Source organism: uncultured Jannaschia sp., from assembly GCF_947494025.1.
GTDB lineage: Bacteria > Pseudomonadota > Alphaproteobacteria > Rhodobacterales > Rhodobacteraceae > Jannaschia.
The window spans coordinates 89,989-111,745 of record NZ_CANLTQ010000009.1; the positions used below are offsets into that span (position 1 = coordinate 89,989).

Here is a 21,757-nt window from a genome sequence, read left to right on the forward strand (position 1 = left end):
CTGTCATTCGCGACCGTGCCTCCCATACCCGCGCCCGTATCGCCAGAGGCGGGCCGAAGCCGCCGGAAACAGGGTGTCGTCACGTCGCTGCGACGTCATGATTTGACATCTGGTATTCTACCATATTACCGAGATGCAACACGGAGGCCGTTATTCGGTCGACGCGGCGAGGGGGGATACCGGTGGCACGACTCGATCCCGATCGTCTGTTCCCGACGGACGATCGTACGCGCGGCCTTGCGCGGGACTTCTACACCCGGATCAAGGAGCGGCCGATCGTCAGCCCGCACGGTCATTGCGACCCCGCCTGGTTCGCCGAGAACGCGCCCTTTCCCGATCCCGCACGTCTGTTCGTGACCCCGGACCATTACGTGTTTCGTATGCTGTTCTCGCAGGGTGTGCCGCTCGAAAGCCTCGGCATCGCCCGCCGCGACGGGGCGGAGGTCGAGACCGACGGCCGCGCGATCTGGCGGGTCTTCGCGTCGCACTGGCACCTGTTCCGCGCCACGCCCTCGCAAATGTGGGTGGAGCACGCGCTCGAGGACGTGTTCGGCTGGGAGGAGACGCTTTCGGCGGAGACGGCGGACGCGGCCTACGACCACATCGTCGCGAAGCTGGCCGATCCCGCCTTCCGGCCCCGCGCGCTCTACGACCGGTTCGGGATCGAGGTTCTGGCCACGACCGATTCCGCGCTCGACCCGCTTTCGCATCACAAGACGATCCGCGCCGCCGACTGGAACGGACGCATCGTTCCGACCTACCGCCCCGACGCGACCGTCGATCCCGAGGCGCAGGGCTTCGCCGCCAACGTCGCCCAGTTGGGCGAGATCACCGGCGAGGACACGACCACCTGGACCGGCTACCTCGCCGCGCACCGGAAGCGCCGGGCCGACTTCATCGCCCTCGGCGCCACCGCGACGGATCACGGCCACCCGACGGCGCGGACCGCCGATCTCCACGACCCGGCCGCGCTCTTTGCGCGCGTCCTGGGCGGCGCATCGGCGGAGGACGGCGAGGCGTTCCGCGCGCAGATGCTGACCGAGATGGCGCGGATGTCGCTCGAGGACGGGTTGGTCATGCAGATCCATGCCGGCGCGTCGCGCAACCATTCGCGGGCGATGCATGCATTGTTCGGCCCCGACAAGGGCTTCGACATTCCCGCACGCACCGATTACGTCGGCGCGCTGAAGCCGCTTCTGGACGCGCACGGCACCGATCCGCGGCTCCGCGTCATCCTCTTCACGCTGGACGAGACGGTCTACACGCGGGAGCTCGCGCCGATGGCGGGGGTCTATCCCTCACTGCTGCTCGGGCCTGCCTGGTGGTTCTTCGACAGCCCCGAGGGGATGCGTCGCTACCGCGAGGCGGTGACCGAGACCGCCGGCTTCTACAACACGGCCGGGTTCAACGACGACACCCGTGCCTTCTGCTCGATCCCCGCGCGCCACGACGTCGCACGCCGGGTCGACTGCGCCCATCTCGCCACCCTCGTCGCGACCGGACGACTGACCCGGCCGGACGCGGAGGAGGTGGCCGAAGACCTCGCCTACGGGCTCGCCAAGAAGGCCTACCGGCTCTGACACGACACCAAAGGGAGAACCAACACATGAAACCGACGAGAACCCTGATTACGGCCCTGCTGGCCAGCGCGGCGCTGACCGGCGCGGCGTTCGCGCAATGCGAGACGACCCTGCGCTCCTCCGACACCCACCCCGAGGGCTATCCCACGGTCGTGGCGGTCGAGCGGATGGGCGAGATGGTCGAGGAGCGCACCGACGGGCGCATCTGCATCGAGGTGTTCCACTCCGCACAGCTCGGAGAGGAGAAGGACACGATCGAGCAGACTCAGTTCGGCGTGATCGACCTCAACCGTGTCTCGCTGGGGCCGTTCAACAACATCGTCGAGGAGACGCAGGTCGTCTCGCTGCCCTACATCTTCCGCTCGGTCGAGCACATGCACAACGTCATGGACGGCCCGATCGGCGACGAGATCCTGGCCGCGTTCGAGGCGCACGATCTCGTCGGCCTGGCTTTCTACGACGGCGGCTCGCGCAGCTTCTACAATTCCGAGAAGCCGATCGAGTCGATGGAAGATCTGCAGGGCATGAAGTTCCGCGTCATGCAGTCCGACATTTTCGTCGACATGGTCTCCGCCCTCGGCGCGAACGCGACGCCGATGCCCTACGGCGAAGTCTATTCCTCGATCCAGACCGGCGTGATCGACGGCGCGGAGAACAACTGGCCCTCCTACGACAGCTCGGGCCATTTCGAGGTCGCGAAGTACTACACGCTGGACGAGCACCTCATCGTGCCCGAGGTTCTGGTGATGGCGAAGTCGAGCTGGGACCAGCTCTCGCCGGAAGATCAGGAGATCGTGCGCCAGGCCGCCAAGGACAGCGTTCCGGTCATGCGCGAGCTCTGGGCGGAACGTGAGGCCGAGTCCGAGCAGAAGGTCCGCGACGCCGGCGTCGAGATCGTGAGCGACATCGACAAGACGCCCTTCATCGAGGCGATGGTTCCGGTCTACGAGAAGCACGTGACGTCCGACAAGCTGAAGGATCTCGTCGAGCGCATCCAGGCGACCGAGTAATCCGACCGCATCCCCCGGCCGCGGCGCCGGGGGATGGCCCCACGCCGCGAAAGCATCCACCTTGTCCCCATCCGCTCTTCAAGGCGTCGCCCGCGCGACCGGCCTCCTGGCCCGCCTCGCGCTCTGGGTCGCGGCCATCGGGCTCGTCGCCATGACGGCGATGATCGCCTGTCAGGTGTTCTGGCGCTACGTCCTCAACGACAGCATCATCTGGACCGAGCCGGCCTCCGTCATGGTGATGGGCTGGTTCATCTTTCTGGGCGCTGCCGTGGGCATCCGCGAGGGCTACCATCTCAGCTTCGACGTGCTGCTCTACTTCCTTCCCGACAGCGTGGTGCCGTGGCTCCATTCGCTCTCCGACATCGCGGTGGGGACGTTCGGGCTCGGCATGATCTGGTACGGCACCGAACTCGCCGTGAAGACCGGCGGCAACACCATCCCGTCGCTCGGCATCTCGGGCGCGTTCGACTTTCTGCCCATCGTCGCGGGCGGCGTGCTCGTCGTCCTGTTCTCCGTCGAGCGGATCGCGCGCCGCGCGGCGGGGCTTGAAACGGCGCGCTTCGGCGAGGAGGCGGAGATCGACTGATGGAACTCTGGGTCCTGTTCGGAACGTTCACGTTCCTGCTCCTCATCGGCACGCCCGTCGCCTTCTGCCTCGGGGTGTCGAGCTTCGCGACGGTCGCCTATCTGGGCCTGCCGCCCGTGGTCGTGTTCCAGCGGCTCAATTCCGGCGTCAGCGTATTCGCGCTGATGGCGATCCCGTTCTTCATCTACGCGGGCGACTTGATGGTGCGCGGCGACATCGCCCGCCGTCTTGTGGCCCTCGCGGGGGCCTTCGTGGGGCATTTCCGCGGCGGCCTCGGTCAGGTGAACGTCCTGTCCTCGGTCATGTTCGGCGGCGTGTCGGGCTCGGCGGCGGCCGACGCCTCCGCGGTCGGCGGCCTGATGGTGCCGCAGATGAAGGCGCGCGGCTACGACGTGGACTACGCGGTCAACATCACCGTCGTCTCCTCGATCATCGCGCTGCTGCTGCCGCCGTCGCACAACATGATCATCTACTCCATCGCCGCGGGCGGGCGGATCTCCATCGCCGACCTGTTCACGGCGGGCATCCTGCCGGGCTTCCTGCTGGCGCTCGCGCTGATGATCGCCTCCTGGTACGTGGCCAAGCGGAAGGGCTACCCCGTGCAGGCGTTCCAGGGCTTCCGAATGATCGGCACGCTCTTCGTCGCCGCGGCGCCCGGCCTGATCCTCGTGGCGATCATCTTCGGCGGCGTCCGTTCGGGCGTCTTCACTGCCTCGGAATCGTCGAACATCGCCGTGATCTACGCGCTGTTCGTCACCTTCTTCGTCTACCGCACACTCAGCTTCGAAGACTTCAGGGCGGCCACCTTCGCGGCCGTGCGCACGACGGCGATGGTGCTGCTCGTCATCGGCTCGGCCGCGGCCTTCGGCTGGCTTCTGGCCTATACGCGGGTGCCGGCCTCCATGGTGGCGCTCCTGCAGGGGGTGTCGGACAACCCGATCGTCATCCTGCTCCTGCTGAACGTCGTTCTGCTGATCCTCGGCACGTTCATGGACATGTCGCCCCTGATCGTCATCACCACGCCGATCTTCCTCCCGGTCGCCACGGCGTTCGGCGTCGATCCGGTGCATTTCGGGGTGATCCTGATCCTGAACCTCGGCATCGGCCTGTGCACGCCGCCGGTGGGCGCGGTGCTGTTCGTGGGCTGCGCGGTGGGCCGCATCCCGATCTGGGACGCGGTCCGCACGATCTGGCCGTTCTACGGGGCCGCGGTCGCCGTGCTGCTGGCCGTCACCTACATCCCGGGGCTGTCGCTCTGGCTGCCGCAACTCTTCCGGTAACGAGGCCTCGCATGCCCCTCCCCGAAGTCGACGCCGATCCCGGCGTCCGCCGTCAGATCCTCGCCGACGCGCCCGAACTGATGGTCGTCGCGTTCCGCTTTCAGGACGGCGCCGAGGGCAAGCCTCACCATCACCCCCACGTGCAATCCACCTTCGTGCAGTCCGGCCGCTTCCGCTTCACCGTCGCGGGCGAGACGCGGGAGCTCGGCCCCGGCGACAGCCTCGTCGTGCCGCCCGACGCCGTGCATGGCTGCACCTGCCTCGAGGCGGGCACGCTCATCGACAACTTCACGCCCCGCCGCGACGACTTCCTCTGAAAGGCCATCCGATGCTCAGGACCGAAACCCGCTACGCGATCGACCCCGCCACCGCGAAGACGCTCGATACCGACGGGCTGCGCGCACATTTCCACGTGGGCGACCTCTTCGCGGAGGGCGAGGTCCGACTGGTCTACAGCCATTACGACCGCCTGATCCTCGGCAGCGCGGTGCCCACGGGCGGCACGCTCACCCTCGACAAGGTGGCCGAGACCGGCACCGACAGCATCCTCGACCGGCGCGAGATGGGCGTCCTGAACATCGACGAGACTGGGACGGTGTCGGTCGGCGGCGAGACGCACAGGGTCGGACGCGGCGAGATCCTTTATATCGGCATGGGGTCCGGCGCGATCGAGTTTTCCGGCGCCGGCCGCTTCTACATCCTGTCCGCGCCGGCGCACCGCGCCTGCCCGACCCGCCTCGTCACGGTGGAGCAGGCCCGGCGCGTCGAGCTCGGCTCCCGCGAGACGGCGAACGAGCGGGTCATCATCCAGTTCCTCCACCCGGAGGTGATCGACACCTGCCAGCTCGTCATGGGCTATACCCAGTTCCAGCCGGGCAGCGTGTGGAACACGATGCCCGCCCACCTGCACGACCGGCGGATGGAGGCGTATCTTTACTTCGACCTCGGTGCGGACCAGCGAGTCTTCCACTTCATGGGTGAGCCGGGGGAGACGCGCCACATCGTCGTGGCGAACGAGGAGGCGGTGATCTCGCCGCCCTGGTCGATCCATTGCGGCGCGGGCACGGGGGCCTACACGTTCTGCTGGGCGATGGCGGGCGACAACGTCGACTTCACCGACATGGACATGGTGGACATGGGAGCGTTGCGTTGAGCCCCTTCTCGCTCGACGGCCGGACGGCGCTGGTGACCGGCGCCAATACCGGGATCGGCCAGGCGATCGCCGTGGCGATGGGGAAGGCCGGCGCCGGCGTGATCTGCGCCGGGCGCTCCTCCTGCGCGGAAACGGCCGGCATGATCGAGGGCGCCGAGGAGATGGCGCTCGACTTCGCCGACCCGCTGGCGGCACGGGACATCTTCGCCGACCGTCGGATCGATATCCTCGTCAACAACGCGGGCATCATCCGTCGCGAGGACAGCGCCGAGTTCACCGAGGCCGACTGGGACGACGTGATGGACGTCAACCTGAAGGCCGTTTTCTTCACCTGCCAGGCCTTCGCCCGGGCCGCCCTGCCCCGCGGCACCGGCCGGATCGTCAACATCGCGTCGCTCCTGTCCTTCCAGGGCGGCATCCGCGTGCCGTCCTACACGGCGTCGAAGCACGGCGTCGCGGGCCTGACGAAGATCCTCGCCAACGAATGGGCGCCGAGGGGGATCGGCGTGAACGCCATCGCACCGGGCTACATCGCGACGAACAACACGCAGGCGTTGCGGGACGACCCCGAGCGCAGCCGGGCGATCCTCGACCGCATCCCCGCGGGCCGCTGGGGCGAGCCCGAGGACATCGCGCAGACCGCCGTGTTCCTTGCCTCTCCCGCCGCGCGCTATATCCACGGTGCGGTACTCAACGTCGACGGAGGCTGGCTTGCCCGATAACCTGACCCCTTCAGGCAACCCGCGGCCAGAGACAGGCATCGTCCATCTGGGCCTCGGCGCCTTCGCCCGCGCCTTCATGATGCCGTGGCTCGCGGAGGCCGGCGGCGACTGGGGCGTGATCGGCGTCAGCCTGCGCAGCCCCGGCGTCCGCGACGCCCTCGTGCCGCAGGGCTGCGTCTACCACGCCGTGGAGATGGCGCCCGACGGACCCGCGCCGCGCCTGATCGAGCACGTCCGCAACGTGCTGGTCGCGCCCGAGGATCCAGAGGCAGTGCTGGCCGCGATGGCGGAACCGGCCGTGCGCATCGTCTCGATCACCGTGACGGAGAAGGGCTATTGCCACGACCCGGCGACGGGCAAGCTGAACCCCGGCCACCCGGACATCGCGCACGACATCGTCAACGCCCTGCCCCGCAGCGCGCCGGGCTACCTCGTCCGCGCACTCGAACGGCGGCGGGCGGCGGGGACGCCCCCCTTCACGGTGCTGTCCTGCGACAACCTCCCCCATAACGGCGCGCTGACCCGGTCCGTCCTGATCGACCTCGCCCGCCGGATCGACCCCGCCTTGGCGGCGTGGATCGAGGCGGAGGTCGCCTGTCCCGCCACGATGGTGGACCGGATCGTCCCCGCCACGACCGAGGACGACATCGCCGAGGTCGCCCGCCTGACCGGGACCCGCGACGCCGCACCGGTCATGCACGAGCCGTTCCGGCAATGGGTGATCGAGGACGACTTCCGCGCCGGACGACCCGCGCTCGACCGTGTCGGCGTTCAGATGGTCAACGACGTGGCGCCCTTCGAGGCGATGAAGCTCCGGATGCTGAACGGCAGCCATTCCTCCATCGCCTATCTGGGCTACCTCGCCGGGCACGAACACGTTTCCGGAGCGGTGGCGGATCCGGCCATCGCGGGCTTCGTGCGGCGCTTCTGGTCGCAGGTGATCCCGACGCTGGAGACGCCGGAGGGCGTGGATCTCGCCGCCTATGCCGACGCCCTGATGGAGCGGTTCGCCAACCCCGCGATCCGGCACCGGACCTGGCAGATCGCAATGGACGGCAGCCAGAAGCTGCCGCAACGCCTCCTCGGCACGCTGCGCGACGCGCTCGACGCGGGCGGGGAGACCGACGCGCTCCTTCTGCCCGTGGCCGCGTGGATCCGCTACGTCTCCGGAACCGACGAGAACGGCGCGCCGATCGACGTACGCGACCCGCTGGCCGACCGCCTGCGCGAGGCGGCGAACGCGGATGATCCGGTCGGCGAAGTCCTCGCCATCCGGAACGTGTTCGACGCGGAGCTGGCGGCGCGCCTCGCGGACCCGCTGCGCGAGATCCACGCCGAACTGCGCCGCGACGGTGCGCGGGCCGGTGCGGCGGCGAGAGCCGGGTAGTCGGAGGGGGCATGTTGGCACGCGAAAGCGATTCGAGCCGCGCATCGACGGATGTTTGAGGACGGCGCCTACACGGCCCGGCCCGAGGAACTCGGCACACGCCGGACGAGCGCGGACGTCGTGTTCGACCACCTTTATCGGGAGATCGTCTCGCTCGACCTCCTGCCCGGCGCGAAGATGTCCGAGGTCGAGATCGCGCGCCGGTTTGGCGTGTCGCGTCAGCCGGTGCGCGACGCGTTCAGCCGGCTGGGCAATCTCGGCTACCTGACGGTCCGGCCGCAAAAGGCGACGGAGGTGCGCAGGTTCTCCACCCGCGCCATCGCCGCCGCCCGCTTCGTTCGCCTCGCGCTGGAACTGGAAGTCGTCCGCCGCTGTCACGCCCGCTGGTCCCGGGCGCAGGCGGCCCGCTTCGACGCGACGATGCGGGCGCAGGCGGATGCGGTCGCGCGCGACGACCGGGCGGCGTTCCTGATCCACGACCTTGAGTTCCACCTTCTCCTCTGCGAGCTGGGCGATGCCGCGCATGCCGCCGCTGCGATCACCGAAAACAAGGCGCAGGTTGATCGGCTTCGTCGGCTGAGCCACGAAGGGAAGGCGGAGATGTCGGAGCTTCTGGACGATCACCGCGCCCTTCTCGGCGCGCTCGGGGAGGAGCGGCCGGACGCGGCGGTTCAGGCGATGCGCCACCATCTCGGCCGCCTCGACCGGACGGTCGAACAGGCCCGTGCGCGCTACGACGCCTATTTCGAGGATTGACCGCCCAGCGCCGCCGTCGTCGCGTCGCGGACCGATCGAAGCGGGTGGCGCAGGATCGGCGGCCATGCCGCGACGCCGCGGCCGGGCGCGTAGCCCCACGCGCTCGCCCGCAAAGCCTGTCCGTCGGTCATGACGGGTGCGTCCGGGTAGTCGCGGTTGCCGTCGCGGGTCGCCTCGGCCCGCGGCGGCACGGCCGTGCCGCGATCGAGGAACGCGCCCAGCGCCGCACGGATCGCGTCCGGCCGGGCCACGACGTCCTCGTAGCGAAGCACGAGAATGGCGTGGAGGCGATCGATATCCGCCGCGACGATGTCGTGGGCGTCGAGCCAATGGTCGATCAGCGCGGGCGCCGGATCGTCCACCCATTTCGCCACCGCCGCCGCCACCGCCTCGGGATGCCGGATCACGACCACGAATTGCGACAGCGGAAAGAGCTGCTGCAGCAGACGCATCCGTGTGAGGTTCACCGGCGATTTCTCGACCCGCCACGCCGCGCCCTCGGGGAACCACGGATCCCAGTCGGCCGCGAGCCGCACGCGCGTTTCCAGCCGGTTCAGCGGATGCGCCTCCGTCAGGTGCTGCGCGGGATCGGTCGCGAAGCGCATCGGGGCCCCGGCGAGCGCGTCGTGCGCGATGGCGCCCTGCAGATAGACCCCCTCGTTCTCGGGCACCGGCGCGCCTTCGATTCCGGTGGCGCCCGGCACCCGCGCGGCCATGCGCGCGACGAGGCTTGTGCCCGACCGGTGCAACCCGCCGATAAAGAGATATCGTGTGGGACGCGCCATCATGCCTCGCTAACAACTATTAACCGTGCGCTTCGGGGTCTTTGCCCTACGGTGCGAATCAAACCCGCCCCACCCGGAGGACCAAGTCGGCGATCCGTCGCAGGAACTCGCTTTGCGACGGGGGGTTGTTCCTTCGGCTTTTGGGAAGTGTCCATGTATATTCTGCATATCGCATTGGGGGGATGCCTCACGTTTCCGACCGTCCGATACGGGATAACGGAGGATACGGGTGGGCATATCGCTTATCTCCTTGGCGCCGTCGCCGGGCAGGCGAAGCGCACGGATGTCGACCGTGTGGATATCGTCACGCGGGCCTTCGACGACCCCGAGCTTGGCACGGACCACGCCCATCCGGTGCAGACGATCGGCCCCAAATCCCGCATCCTCCGCCTCGTCACCGAAAATCGTCAGTACCTCGCTAAGGCGGCGCTGGCGGCGGAACGTCCGGCGCTGGAGCGGGCCTTCGCGGACCTGATCCGCCGGATGGGCCGCAAGCCCGACGTGATCCACGCGCATTTCTCCGACGCGGCGATGACGGTCCGCCCGACGGCCGCGCGGTACGGCATCCCGCTCGTTTACACGCCGCATTCCCTCGGCATCGACAAGCTCACTTGTCTGGCGGACGCCGACAGGGGGGAACTCGCCCATCGCATCGCCGAGGAGCGCGAAGCCCTCGGCGCGGCGGGCGCCGTGATCGTCTCCTCCCGCGACGAGGCGGAGCGGCAGGTGGAGGCCTATGACGTCGATGTCGCCGCCGGCGTGCATCGCGTCGCGCCCGGCATCCGTCTGCCGGACGCGCCCGCCGGGACAGCGGCGGCCTCCGCGCTCGTCGATCCGTACCTGACGGATCGAACGCGTCCGATGATCCTCGCGGTGGCTCGGCCCGTCGTCCGCAAGAACCTCATCGGCCTCCTGCGCGCCTATGCCGACCATCCGACGCTTCGGCACCGCGCGAACCTCGTGATCCTCGCTGGCCAGCGCGGCGACGGCATCACCCAGAACGCGGAAAGCCGGGCCGTGATCGACGCGCTCCTGCGGGAGGCCGGGCGGCCGGAGCTTGCCGGACGCGTGGCGCTTCCGCCCCGGCATGTGTGGAAGGTCGTTCCGCAACTCTACCGTCTGGCGGCGTCGCGCGGCGGTGTGTTCGTGAATCCTGCCCTGCACGAGCCCTTCGGCCTGACACTTCTCGAAGCGGCGCGGTGCGGCCTTCCGGTCGTGGCGACCCGCGAGGGCGGACCGTCCGACATCCTGGATACGATCGGTCACGGCACCCTCGTCGATCCGACCGACACGGCGGCCATCGGCGCGGCGATCGACGCGCTGATCTCCGACCGGACCGCGTGGCAGCGGGCCGCTTCCGCCGCGCGCCGCAACAGGCAGGCCTTCGACTGGAACCGCTGGGCGGACCGGGTGCAGCGCATCTATACCGAGTTCCACCGGCCGCGTCGCAGCTTCGCCCGACCCCGCCACCTCCTCGCCTGCGACATCGACGGCACCCTGACCGGCGACATGGACGGCGCGCACCGCTTCGGCGCTTGGGTCGCGCGGAACCGCCAGATCCCCTTCGCCGTCGCTACCGGCCGCTCCGTCGTCGAGGCGCGCAACGTGCTCCACGACTGGTCCCTGCCGGAGCCGGACATCTTCATCACCGCCGTCGGGACCGAACTACACCTGCGCAGGACGGACGGACGCTTCCGTCTGTGCCACGACTACGCCGCGCATCTGCACGACGGTTGGGACCGCGACGCCGCATGGCGGATCCTCTCCTCCTCCCATCTCGAGATGCAGCCGCCGGTCGAACAACGCCGCTGGAAACTCGCCTGCTATGGCTCACCGCGCGACGCCGAGCTTCTGCGGGAGCGTTTCCGTAGAAGCGGGGTCGCCGTCCGCATTGTGGCCTCGCACGGGAACCTGATCGACATCCTCGCGCCGAACGGGGGCAAGGCCGCGGCTGTCGCCGCGGCTGCGCAGCAGTTCGGTCTGGGCCTCGGCGATTGCATCACGGCGGGCGACAGCGGCAACGATTCCGACATGCTCGTCGCCGCAGGGCTCGGCATCCTCGTGGCGAACGCCCGGCCTGAGATGGCCACGCTCGATGGCGGCTCCATCTACCGGGCCGATGCGCCGCACGCGGCGGGCATCCTCGAGGGTTTGGCCTATCTCGGCCTCGTTCGGGAAGAGCCGAAGACCCGGCATGCAGGTGTGCCCGCGTGACGGCCCGTTTCGATCTTCGCTCCGACCGATCCGCCCCGATCGGCTATTTCGTCCACCATCAGGGCCGGGGCCATGCCGAGCGTTGCGCTGCACTGGTCGGAGCTCTGCCCCCGACCCGACCGGTGACGATCTTCTGCGCCCGCGACGACATCTTTCCCCCGCTGCCCCCCAATACGCGCATCGAACGCATCCCCTCGCTCTTCGAACCGACGGGGGAGGAGCGCCACGCCGACTGGATCGCGACACCCGAGACGCTGCATTGCGCGCCGATCGGCTGGCCGGGCATTCGAAATGCGATGGGCCGGATCGCCGGGTGGTTCGCCGAAACCGATCCCGCTCTGATGATCTGCGATGTGTCCGCCGAGGTGGCGCAGCTCGCCCGGATCTGCTCGGTGCCGCATGTGAAGATCGTCCAGCACGGTCTGCGCGACGATCCCGGCCACCGCGCGGCCTATGACGGGGCCGCAGGGCTCCTCGTGCCTTGCGACGAACGTCTCGCACAGGCGGACTGGACCCCGGCAATGCACGCGAAGGCCTGTTTCGCCGGGGGGCTCGGCGTGGCGACGTCCCGGCCCGACCGCGAGGCCGCCCGTGCGCGGCTCGGCGTGTTGCGAACGGCACGAGTGATCGTCGTGCTGTCCGGCGGCGGCGGCAGCGGCTTCGCCTCTGCGCCCATCGCGGTCGGCGCGCGCGCGATGCCGGACGCGCAGTGGATCACGGTCGGCACCGTCGCGCGGGACTGGCACGCCACGGAGCCGGCGAACCTGCGGCACGACGGCTGGGTCGAGAACGTGCCGGACTACCTGGCCGCGGCCGATCTCGTCGTCGCTTCGACCGGAAATACGACCTGCCACCGGATCCTCGCGGCCGGCTTGCCCTGGCTCGCCGTGCCGGAATGGCGCTACTTCGACGAACAGGTCGAAAAGGCGCGCGCCCTCGACGCGGCGGGCGTCGCCACCTGGGCGCCGCACATGCCCTCCTCGGCGCAGGCGTGGCGCCGGGCGCTTGCGCGAACCGCTGCCGGGCACGATCCGGCGCTGCAAGCCTCGATGCTTCGCCCGGACGCGGCCCGTCATGCCGCAAACTGGATCGAGGGCCTCTGCGCCCGTCTGCGCGCAAGCGCCCCCGAACCGTCGCGATACCCGGAGACCGAGATGACTGACCTATCCGTACTGACCCTTGCCCGCGGCCGCGCCGACCACCTGCGCAACATGATCCTTGGCCTGACCCGGCAGACGGTCGCGCCCCTCGAACTGGTCATCGCGGTGATGCAGGACGACCTTTACGACGACCTGCCCGAAACCCCGTTCCCGATCCGTCAGATCCGCATCACCGGAGACGAGCTCCCCCTTGCCCGCGCGCGCAACGCCGTCGCGGCGGCGGCCTCGGGCGAGGTGCTGGTCTTTCTCGACGTCGACTGCATCCCCGCGCCGACCCTTCTGGCCGACTACGCGGCGCAGACCCGTTCGGGCGACGGCCTCGCCATGGGCGAGGTTCTCTACCTGCCGGCGGGCGCCGCCGCTCCCGGCTGGACCACGGACACGTTCGAGGCGATCGCGGTCCGGCACTGTGACCGACAGGGACCGCCCGCCGACGCACGCAAGCGGTGCGACGACTACCGCTGCTTCTGGTCACTGACCTTCGCGATGCACCGCGACGACTGGGCGCGGTCCGGCGGGTTCGACGAGCGGTTCTCGGGCTACGGGGGCGAGGATACGGATTTCGGACGCACGCTGGCCGAGAAGGACATCCCGATCTGGTGGATCCGCGGCGCGCGCGCCTATCACCAGTACCACCCGCATTGCATGCCGCCGATCCACCACATTCCGTCGATCCTCCGCAACGCGGAGCTGTTCGCGGAGAAATGGGGGCACCGGACGATGGAGCACTGGCTCCACGCCTTCCGCATGCTGGGCCTGATCGCCGACACGCCCGAGGGTCTGCGCGTGCTGCGCGAGCCGTCCGAGGCGGATTTCGAACTCTGCCAGCAGACCGCCGACATGCCCTACGCCGCGACCGGGCGTGTCGTGCGACTACTGGAGGACCGGGCCCGGCTCGCCGCGGGACTGCCGCCCGAACATGCGCCCATGCAGGAGCGGCACGCCCGGATGACGCGCGACCAAGAGGGTCTGCTTACGCCGCCGTCGCGCGTCGCCGCCGAATGATGCGGATCGCGCTCGTCGCGCATGTCCGTCACCGGATCGCGCCGCCCTTCATGGGCGGGATGGAAGCCCATTCCTGGCACCTCGCCGATGCGCTCGCCCGGCGCGGCCACGACGTCACGCTATTCGCGAGCGGCGACAGTGCCGCGTGCGCGCCGCCGGGCGTCGCCGTCCATCCCGTCCTCGCGGAGCATTACGACCGGGATTTCCCGTGGCACGATTTCCACGGGACCGACATCCTGAACGATCACGTCGATACCGGCTTCGCCCGCGCGGCGGCCGCCCTGCGCGACGGCGCGTTCGACGTGATCCACAACAACTCGCTCCACCGCTTTCCGCCGCGCCTGGCCCGAGCCGAGCGTCTGCCGATGGTCACGTCGCTGCACATTCCGCCCTTTTCCGTGCTGCGCCGGGCGGTGCACGAGAGCGCCGCGCCCTGGTCGCGCTTCACCGTGACGTCCGAGATACAGCGCGCCCGCTGGTGGCCGGACGGCGCACCGGATGAGGCGGGCGTTCTGCACAACGGCATCGACCTCGCCCAGTGGCCCTTCGTGCCCGAGGGCGATGGCTCGGCGGTCTGGGTCGGGCGGATCACGCCGAACAAGGGCACCCATCTGGCGGTACAGGCCGCGCGCCTCGCCGGGGTGCCGCTGACGATCCATGGCACGATCGAGCATCGCGACTACTTCCGGAACGAGGTGCAGCCGTGGCTCGGCCCCGACATCCGCTACGGCGGGCATCTGTCAGGCCGAGAGCTGGCCGCCGCGCTGGGCACGGCCTCCGCGCTCCTCTTCACGCCGCTCTGGGACGAGCCGTTCGGGCTGGCCGCGATCGAGGCGATGGCCTGCGGCCTGCCGGTCGCCGCGGTCGAGATGGGCGCGGTGCGCGAGGTCATCGGACCAGCCGGCGCCTACGCGCCGCGCGACGACGCCGCGACGCTCGCCCGTGCGCTCGTCCGCGCCCTGACGATCCCCCGCAGGACGGGGCGCGACCGCGTCGAGCGGATGTTCTCGCTGGAGCGCATGATCGACAGCTGCGAGCGCGCCTACGGGGCCGCGCGATCCGGGCTTGCCGAGACGCGCCCGGAACGGCGCTTCACGCCGAGGGAATTGTCGATCGGCACCTACACCCCGCCGGAGATACGCGACAATCCGTCGCAGACGGCCCCGGAGCCGGGCATGACAGGTTCGCCCATATGGCATCACGACCCGACCCCATCCTTTCCCCAACATTCCATACGCCACCGATCCCGGATTCCGGAATCCTTTCAGGGGAGCGGCCCGAACGGATCGGGATGTGTCGTCACGTCACCCCGGACCAATGGGAGCGGTTGATCGCACATAGCAGCGGCTTTCGGGACGTGCCCGGAAAGACCGTTATCGCACACCGCAACGAGCCGTTGTCCGAGAGCCTCCTGCTTGCCGAGGGAATGATCGGGCGCCATGTCGCTTCCGCCGGCGAGGGGGCGACGCAACTCGTCGCCTTGCAGGTGCCCGGGGACTTCGTCGACCTGCACGGCTTTCCGATCGGCACCCTGGATCATGAGGTCCGCGCCGTGAGCGACGTCCGGATGGCCGTCTTTCCGCATGCGGCACTGGCCGAGCTGGTCCGGACCGACCCCGGCCTCACGATCGCGCTCTGGGGCATGACGATCATCGACGCGGCCATCCACCGCTATTGGTCGTTCCGCATCGGCGCCTTGCGCGGCATGGCCCGGGTCGCGAACTTCCTGGCCGAAATGGACATCCGCCTGCGGCAGGCGAACGCGGTCATCCGGTCGTCCTTCGACCTGCCGCTCACGCAGGCGCAGATCGGCGCGGCCTGCGGTATGACCTCCGTCCACGTCAATCGCGTGCTGCGCGACCTGCGCGAGACCGGCTGCTGCGTGATGCGGAACCGGCGGGTGTCGATACATGATCGTGACGCGCTGCAGCGCATCGGACAGTTCGACCCGACTTTCCTGCAACTCCACCGCCCCTGAGATGACGCCGCGCGACCGGCTTGGCACAGCCGCGCCGGCGCCGCATCCTCGGACCGTGCCCCAAACGGAATCCCCATGACCGATAGTCCCTACTTCATCCAGCGCGGTGGCCATCCGCCGCAGACGGACCTGCTCACCGACCGCGCGGTCTTCACCGAGGCCTATGCGGTGATCCCGCGCGGCACGATGCGCGACATCACGACGAGCGCGTTGCCGTTCTGGGACGACACCCGGCTTTGGGTGATCGCGCGACCGCTTTCGGGCTTCGCGGAAACGTTCAGCCACTACGTGATGGAGGTGGCCCCGGGCGGCGGCAGCGAGCGGCCCGAGCCGGACCGGGGGGCGGAGGGCGCGATCTTCGTCGTGGGCGGGACGGTCCGGCTTGCGATCGGCGGCGCGACGCATGCGCTCGGGGCTGGCGGCTACGCCTTTCTGCCCCCCGGTTGCGACTGGACGCTGCGCGCCACGGGCGACGAACCGGCAAGGTTCCACTGGATCCGCAAAGCCTACGAGGCGGTCGACGGCTTGCCCCACCCCGATCCGGTGGTGACAAGCGACGCCGCGGTCGCGCCCACGCCGATGCCCGACACCGACGGACGCTGGGCCACGACGCGCTTCGTCGACCCGGCCGACCTGCGCCACGACATGCACGTCACCATCGTCACCCTCCAGCCCGGTGCGGTGATCCCCTTCCCCGAAACGCACGTGATGGAGCACGGACTCTATGTGCTCGAGGGCAAGGCCGTGTACCGGCTCAACACGGACTGGGTGGAGGTGGAGGCCGGCGACTACATGTGGCTCCGCGCCTTTTGCCCGCAGGCCTGCTACGCGGGGGGGCCGGGACCGTTCCGCTACCTGCTCTACAAGGATGTCAACCGGCACATGACGCTTCCACGACGCGCCTGACGGGCCCGGTTGCGCGCGGCGCCCGCTCGTGACACGTTTCGCCATGTCGCCCGAGACGCTCCCCTCCTGGCCCGATGCGGCCCCCGATCTCATCGCCGTCGCCGCCGGTCGCGCGCCGGCCGAGACCGTGATCCGCGGCGGTCGCGTCGTGCTGGTCCAGACCCGCGAGGTTCTGGAGTGGGAGATCGCGATCGCGCGGGGCCGTTTCGCCTATGTCGGCCCGGATGCGAGCCATTGCGTCGGACCCGAGACGAAGGTGATCGACGCGGCCGGGCGTTACGTGGTCCCGGGACTTTGCGACGCGCACATGCACGTGGAAAGCGGGATGCTGACGCCCGCCGAGTTCTGCGCCGCCGTCCTGCCGCATGGCACGACCGCGATGTTCACCGATCCGCACGAGATCGCCAACGTGTTGGGCCTCGACGGCGTGCGGATGATGCACGACGAGGCGCGGATGCAGCCCTGTTCGATGTTCGTGCAGATGCCCTCCTGCGCGCCCTCCGCCCCCGGCCTCGAGACGACGGGCCACGAGATCACGCCGGACGACGTGGCCGAAGCGATGACCTGGCCGGGTATCGTCGGGCTGGGCGAAATGATGAACTTCCCCGGCGTCGTCGCGGGCGACGCGAAGATGCTGGCCGAGATGGCCGCGACCGCGCGGGCCGGGCGCACGATCGGCGGTCATTACGCCTCCCCCGATCTCGGCCCCGCCTTCCACGCCTATGCCGCGGGAGGGCCGGCCGACGACCACGAAGGCACCTGCGAGACCGACGCCGTCGCCCGGGTCCGGCAGGGGATGCGATCGATGATGCGGCTGGGCAGCGCCTGGTACGACGTCGCGACCCAGATCACCGCGGTGACGGAGCGCGGCCTCGACCCGCGCGGCTTCATCCTCTGTACCGACGATTGCATGGCCGGCACGCTGGTCCATGACGGCCACATGGACCGCGTCTACCGGCATGCGGTCGAATGCGGCTGCGATCCGCTGGTGGCGTTGCAGATGTGCACGATCAACACCGCCGCGCATTTCGGACTGGAGCGGGAGCTGGGCTCGATCGCGCCGGGCCGGCGGGCCGACCTGATCCTGACCGCGGATCTTCGCACGCTGCCCGTCGAGCGCGTGGTCGCGCTTGGACGGACGGTCGCGCGGGACGGCGAGATGGTCGCGGACTGCCCGCATTTCGACTGGCCGGACGCGGCACGGAACACGGTGCATCCGGGCAAGACGCTGACCGGATCCGATTTCGCCATCCCGGCGCCGGAAGGCGCAACCGAGGTGAGCGCCCGGGTCATCGGCGTGGTCGAGAACCAGGCGCCGACCAAGGCGCTCACGCGGAGGCTGCCGGTCCGCGAGGGGCTGGTCGAGGGCGCGGGCGCGACCTGTCAAATCGCGCTGGTGGAGCGGCATCGCGGCACCGGCGGCGTGACCAACGCCTTCGTGGAGGGATTCGGCTATTCGGGGCGGATGGCGATGGCTTCGACCGTCGCCCATGACAGCCACCACATGATCGTCGTCGGTACCTGCCGCGCGCAGATGGCGCTGGCCGCCAACCGCTTGGCGGAGATCGGCGGCGGCGTGACGCTCTGGTCCGAGGGTGAGGAGCGCGCCGCTATCCGCCTGCCCATCGCCGGCCTCATGTCCGACAGCCCGGCGGGGGATGTTGCGGACGCCGCGCGGGCGCTCGGCGCGGCGATGCGCGACGCGGGCTGCACGTTGAACAACGCCTTCATGCAGCATTCCCTGCTGGCCCTCGTCGTGATCCCGGAACTGAGGATCAGCGATCTGGGTCTGGTTGACGTCACCCGCTTTGCCCTGACTGACCTTATCGAGACCGCATGACCCGCAAGACCGCGATCCGCACGCCCGACCTTTCGGAACCCCGACGCTTCACCGACGGCGTCGCCGCCGTGGCCGAACTCTGTCGTCTCTACCGGGAGGCGACGGACTTTCTGCGCCACGCCTTCCACGCGGCGGTAACCGAAGGGATGCCGGATTGCCGCTATCGCGCCTTCTATCCGGAGGTCCGCATCGCCACGACGAGCTTCGCGCGCACCGACAGCCGCCTGTCCTTCGGCCATGTCGCCGAACCGGGGCAGTACGCCGCGACCATCACCCGGCCCGACCTGTTCGCGAACTACCTGACGCAGCAGCTCGACCTGCTGATGCGCTCGCACGACGTGCCCGTCACGGTCGGGCCGTCGCAGACGGCGATCCCCGTGCATTTCGCGGTTCTGAACGACGCGGACGTGACCGTGCCGCAGGACGGCGTGCTGCCGTTCCTGATGCGCGACGTGTTCGACGTGCCCGACCTCAACACCACGAACGACGCCATCGTGAACGGCGTGGGCTTCACCTACGAAGACGGCGCGCGACCGCTCGCGCCCTTCACCGCGCAACGGGTGGACTATTCGTTGGCCCGGCTCGCCCATTACACCGCGACCGACCCGTCCGATTTCCAGAACCACGTCCTGTTCACGAACTACCAGTTCTACGTGGAGGAATTCGTGGCCTATGCCCGCGCCGCGCTGCGCGACCCGGACTCGGGCTACCGCGAGCTGATCGGCCCCCTTGGTCAGCGGGTGACGCCCGACGACCCGGACGCGCCGATGGTCGACCCGCCGAAGATGCCGCAGATGCCGACCTACCACCTGACGCGCGACGACAGCCAGGGGATCACGCTCGTCAATATCGGCGTCGGTCCCTCCAACGCCAAGACGGCGACCGACCACATCGCCGTCCTGCGTCCGCATGTCTGGCTCATGGTGGGCCATTGCGCGGGGCTCCGGAACTCTCAGTCGCTGGGCGACTTCGTCCTCGCGCACGCCTATCTGCGGGAGGATCACGTCCTCGACGACGACCTTCCGGTCTGGGTACCGATCCCGGCTCTGGCGGAGGTGCAGGTCGCGCTGGAGGAAGCGGTGGAATCCGTCACCGCGCTGGAGGGTTACGAGCTCAAGCGCATCATGCGGACGGGCACGGTCGCCACGATCGACAACCGCAACTGGGAGCTGCGCGAGCAGGCCGGCCCGGTGCAACGCCTGTCGCAGTCGCGCGCCGTCGCCCTCGACATGGAAAGCGCGACCATCGCGGCCAACGGGTTCCGCTTCCGGGTGCCCTACGGCACCCTTCTCTGCGTCAGCGACAAGCCGCTCCACGGCGAGTTGAAGCTGCCGGGCATGGCCTCGTCCTTCTACCGGACCCAGGTCAGCCGGCACCTTCTGATCGGAATCAAGGCGATGGAATCGCTCCGCGAAATGCCGTTGGAGCGCTTGCACAGCCGGAAGTTGCGAAGTTTCGAGGAAACAGCCTTCCTTTAGGGCAATTTCTCATCGAATCGGCCGATTTGTCGTCGCTAATTCTTGTGAGCACACGATTTTCGGGTCTAGAGTCCCGCAACCAGTCACCAGCCCCCGGGGAGAAGAACCAGATGGCCAACAAACCGATGACGAAGACGCAACTCGTCGCCGCGCTTGCCGACAAGATGGAATCCGACAAGAAGACCGCGTCCTCGGCGCTGGACGCCCTGACCGACATCATCACCGAGGAGGTCTCCGGCGGCGGTGCCGTCACGCTCCCCGGCGTCGGCAAGATCATGTGCCGCGAGCGGCCCGAGCGCATGGTGCGCAACCCCGCCACGGGCGAGCAGTTCAAGAAGGATGCCGACAAGGTCGTGAAGATGACCATCGCGAAGGCGCTCAAGGAATCCGTGAACGGCTGAGCGATCCGCTTCCAGGCGATCTACCGGGGGCTGCCGATCGGGCGGCCCTTTTTTTGCCCGTGCTCCGAGCCTCGAATGGATTTCCGCGCCCTCCTCTACGGATTACTCTTCGCGCTGATGTGGTCCTCGGCCTTCAGCTTCGCGCGGATCATCGTGTCGGAAGCCCCGCCGATCCTCGCTCTCGTCCTGCGCTTCGGGATCGCAGGCGTCATCGGCGTGGGCGCCGCGTTGCTGATGGGGCAACGGATCCGGCTCTCCCGGGCGCAATGGCGAGCCGTCGTCGTCTTCGGCCTGTGTCAGAACGCGCTCTATCTCGGGCTGAACTTCGTCGCGATGCAGTGGATCGAGGCCTCGCTGGCCGCGATCATCGCCTCCTGCCTGCCGCTCACCGTCGCGCTGGCAAGCTGGATCCTGTTCGCGGAGCGCACGCGCTTGCTTGGTGTCGCGGGTCTCGTCGCGGGTGCGGTCGGCGTGATCCTCATCATGGGCACGCGTCTGCAAGGCGGGACAGACCTTCTGGGGGTCGTCTTCTGCCTCGTCGGACTGGTCGCGCTGACGGCGGCGACGCTGGCCGTGCGGGGCGCCTCGGCGGGGGGCAGCAACCTGCTGATGATCGTCGGCCTGCAGATGCTCGTGGGCTCCGCGGCGCTCCTCCCGGTCGGTCTGGCGCTCGAGACCTGGAACGTGACCTGGACCCCGCGTCTGGCGCTCGCCTTCACCTACACCACGCTGGTGCCGGGCCTGACCGCCACCTTCGTGTGGTTCCTTCTGGTCGGGCGGATCGGCGCGACCCCGGCCGCGACGTTCCATTTCCTCAATCCGTTCTTCGGGGTGCTGATCGCCTGGCTGCTGCTTGGCGAACGCCTGGGTCCGTCGGACGTGGTCGGCGTGATCATCATCACGCTCGGCATCCTCGCGGTTCAGATCTCTCGCCTGAACCGCGCCCGAACGCCGGGTCGGCCCGTCAGACCAGAAGGTCGTCCGCGATCCCGTCGAGAGTGACGTCGCGGATCACCGCGAACGTCCGGTCGTCGTGCACGAGGAAGACGTCGCCGCGCTGCTGGTAGGATTCCTCGATCAGGTCCGACAGGGTGCCGTCGAACCGCCGCAGCAGGAGCTCGTCCCGTCCGACCCCGAAATCGAGGACCGTATCCATGCCCTGACCCTGGCCCGGGTGAAAGACGAACGTATCCGCGCCGCGCCCGCCACGAAGCATGTCGCCGCCGCCATTTCCGATGATCATGTCGTGGCCATTGCCACCGAAAAGCGAGTCGGCGCCCGCGCCCCCGGAAAGCCGATCCGACTTGCTCCCGCCCTGCAGCACGTCGTCGCCGCTGCGACCGCGCAGGACGTCCTCGCCGGATCGCCCCTGGATCCGGTCATCCCCCTTGGTGCCGCGCAGGTTGTCGTCTGTCTTTCCGCCCTTGACCAGATTGAAGTCGGGTTCGGGTTCGGGTTCGGGTTCGGGTTCGGGTTCGGGTTCGGGTTCGGGTTCGGGTTCGGGTTCGGGTTCGGG

Annotated in this window: 19 protein-coding genes and 1 pseudogene; 18 read left to right on the forward strand and 2 right to left on the reverse strand. The window is 69.1% G+C overall.

Annotated features, from left to right (window positions below):
* Positions 1 to 182 precede the first annotated feature (182 nt).
* The 9 genes from uxaC to Q1B08_RS12770 all read left to right on the forward strand — a co-directional run bounded on the left by uxaC (position 183) and on the right by Q1B08_RS12770 (position 8,474).
* Positions 183 to 1,580: a glucuronate isomerase gene (uxaC, locus tag Q1B08_RS12730; RefSeq protein ID WP_299819244.1), complete on the forward strand. Its 1,398-nt coding sequence runs from the start codon at positions 183 to 185 to the stop codon at positions 1,578 to 1,580.
* Between the two features lie 26 nt (positions 1,581 to 1,606).
* On the forward strand, positions 1,607 to 2,590 hold the full coding sequence (locus Q1B08_RS12735) for a TRAP transporter substrate-binding protein (protein WP_299819247.1): 984 nt from the start codon (positions 1,607 to 1,609) through the stop codon (positions 2,588 to 2,590).
* 61 nt (positions 2,591 to 2,651) lie between these two features.
* Complete coding sequence (locus Q1B08_RS12740) at positions 2,652 to 3,176, forward strand: TRAP transporter small permease (protein ID WP_299819250.1); 525 nt, start codon at positions 2,652 to 2,654, stop codon at positions 3,174 to 3,176.
* Entirely contained in the window at positions 3,176 to 4,456 is a 1,281-nt protein-coding gene (locus Q1B08_RS12745; RefSeq protein ID WP_299819253.1) for a TRAP transporter large permease, read from the forward strand. Before Q1B08_RS12740 ends, Q1B08_RS12745 begins: the two co-directional genes overlap by 1 nt.
* Before the next feature lie 11 nt (positions 4,457 to 4,467).
* Positions 4,468 to 4,773, forward strand: a complete 306-nt coding sequence (locus Q1B08_RS12750) for a cupin domain-containing protein (protein ID WP_299819256.1) — start codon at positions 4,468 to 4,470, stop codon at positions 4,771 to 4,773.
* Positions 4,774 to 4,784: 11 nt separating this feature from the next.
* Positions 4,785 to 5,609 carry a 5-dehydro-4-deoxy-D-glucuronate isomerase gene (gene kduI / locus Q1B08_RS12755; protein ID WP_299819259.1) on the forward strand — a complete coding sequence of 275 codons (825 nt, stop codon included), beginning with the start codon at positions 4,785 to 4,787 and terminating at the stop codon, positions 5,607 to 5,609.
* Positions 5,606 to 6,331, forward strand: a complete 726-nt coding sequence (gene kduD, locus Q1B08_RS12760; protein ID WP_299819262.1) for a 2-dehydro-3-deoxy-D-gluconate 5-dehydrogenase KduD — start codon at positions 5,606 to 5,608, stop codon at positions 6,329 to 6,331. The genes kduI and kduD overlap by 4 nt, the downstream gene beginning before the upstream one ends.
* A complete protein-coding gene (locus tag Q1B08_RS12765; RefSeq protein WP_299819265.1) occupies positions 6,321 to 7,718 on the forward strand; it encodes a mannitol dehydrogenase family protein in 1,398 nt (465 codons plus the stop codon). Before kduD ends, Q1B08_RS12765 begins: the two co-directional genes overlap by 11 nt.
* Before the next feature lie 51 nt (positions 7,719 to 7,769).
* Positions 7,770 to 8,474 (forward strand): GntR family transcriptional regulator, encoded by a 705-nt coding sequence (locus Q1B08_RS12770; protein ID WP_299819268.1) that lies wholly within the window; start codon positions 7,770 to 7,772, stop codon positions 8,472 to 8,474.
* Here Q1B08_RS12770 and Q1B08_RS12775 read toward each other — a convergent pair.
* Positions 8,459 to 9,259 (reverse strand): sulfotransferase, encoded by an 801-nt coding sequence (locus Q1B08_RS12775; RefSeq protein ID WP_299819271.1) that lies wholly within the window; start codon positions 9,257 to 9,259, stop codon positions 8,459 to 8,461. The two genes, Q1B08_RS12770 and Q1B08_RS12775, sit on opposite strands and share 16 nt — an antisense overlap.
* 153 nt (positions 9,260 to 9,412) lie before the next feature.
* Between Q1B08_RS12775 and Q1B08_RS12780 the strand changes: the two genes are divergently transcribed.
* The 9 genes from Q1B08_RS12780 (at position 9,413) to Q1B08_RS12820 (ending at position 21,243) form a co-directional block, all read left to right on the forward strand.
* Positions 9,413 to 11,473: an HAD-IIB family hydrolase gene (locus tag Q1B08_RS12780; protein WP_299819274.1), complete on the forward strand. Its 2,061-nt coding sequence runs from the start codon at positions 9,413 to 9,415 to the stop codon at positions 11,471 to 11,473.
* Positions 11,470 to 13,638 (forward strand): galactosyltransferase-related protein, encoded by a 2,169-nt coding sequence (locus Q1B08_RS12785; RefSeq protein WP_299819277.1) that lies wholly within the window; start codon positions 11,470 to 11,472, stop codon positions 13,636 to 13,638. Before Q1B08_RS12780 ends, Q1B08_RS12785 begins: the two co-directional genes overlap by 4 nt.
* The gene (locus Q1B08_RS12790) at positions 13,635 to 14,969 is read left to right on the forward strand and encodes a glycosyltransferase family 4 protein (protein WP_299819280.1); all 1,335 of its coding nucleotides are present in this window, start codon (positions 13,635 to 13,637) and stop codon (positions 14,967 to 14,969) included. Before Q1B08_RS12785 ends, Q1B08_RS12790 begins: the two co-directional genes overlap by 4 nt.
* Positions 14,970 to 14,995: 26 nt before the next feature.
* Positions 14,996 to 15,616, forward strand: coding sequence for a Crp/Fnr family transcriptional regulator (locus Q1B08_RS12795; protein WP_299819283.1), 621 nt, complete (start codon positions 14,996 to 14,998; stop codon positions 15,614 to 15,616).
* Positions 15,617 to 15,691: 75 nt separating this feature from the next.
* Positions 15,692 to 16,522 (forward strand): bifunctional allantoicase/(S)-ureidoglycine aminohydrolase, encoded by an 831-nt coding sequence (locus tag Q1B08_RS12800; RefSeq protein WP_299819286.1) that lies wholly within the window; start codon positions 15,692 to 15,694, stop codon positions 16,520 to 16,522.
* Between the two features lie 43 nt (positions 16,523 to 16,565).
* Complete coding sequence (locus Q1B08_RS12805; protein WP_299819320.1) at positions 16,566 to 18,362, forward strand: adenine deaminase; 1,797 nt, start codon at positions 16,566 to 16,568, stop codon at positions 18,360 to 18,362.
* Complete coding sequence (locus tag Q1B08_RS12810) at positions 18,359 to 19,840, forward strand: AMP nucleosidase (RefSeq protein WP_299819289.1); 1,482 nt, start codon at positions 18,359 to 18,361, stop codon at positions 19,838 to 19,840. The genes Q1B08_RS12805 and Q1B08_RS12810 overlap by 4 nt, the downstream gene beginning before the upstream one ends.
* Before the next feature lie 110 nt (positions 19,841 to 19,950).
* Entirely contained in the window at positions 19,951 to 20,241 is a 291-nt protein-coding gene (locus Q1B08_RS12815; RefSeq protein ID WP_299819291.1) for an HU family DNA-binding protein, read from the forward strand.
* A 75-nt stretch (positions 20,242 to 20,316) separates the two neighbouring features.
* Entirely contained in the window at positions 20,317 to 21,243 is a 927-nt protein-coding gene (locus tag Q1B08_RS12820) for a DMT family transporter (RefSeq protein WP_299819293.1), read from the forward strand.
* Here the strand turns inward: Q1B08_RS12820 and Q1B08_RS12825 are convergent.
* Positions 21,206 to 21,757, reverse strand: a pseudogene (locus tag Q1B08_RS12825) (hypothetical protein); the annotation flags it as partial. The gene Q1B08_RS12820 and the pseudogene Q1B08_RS12825 overlap by 38 nt on opposite strands.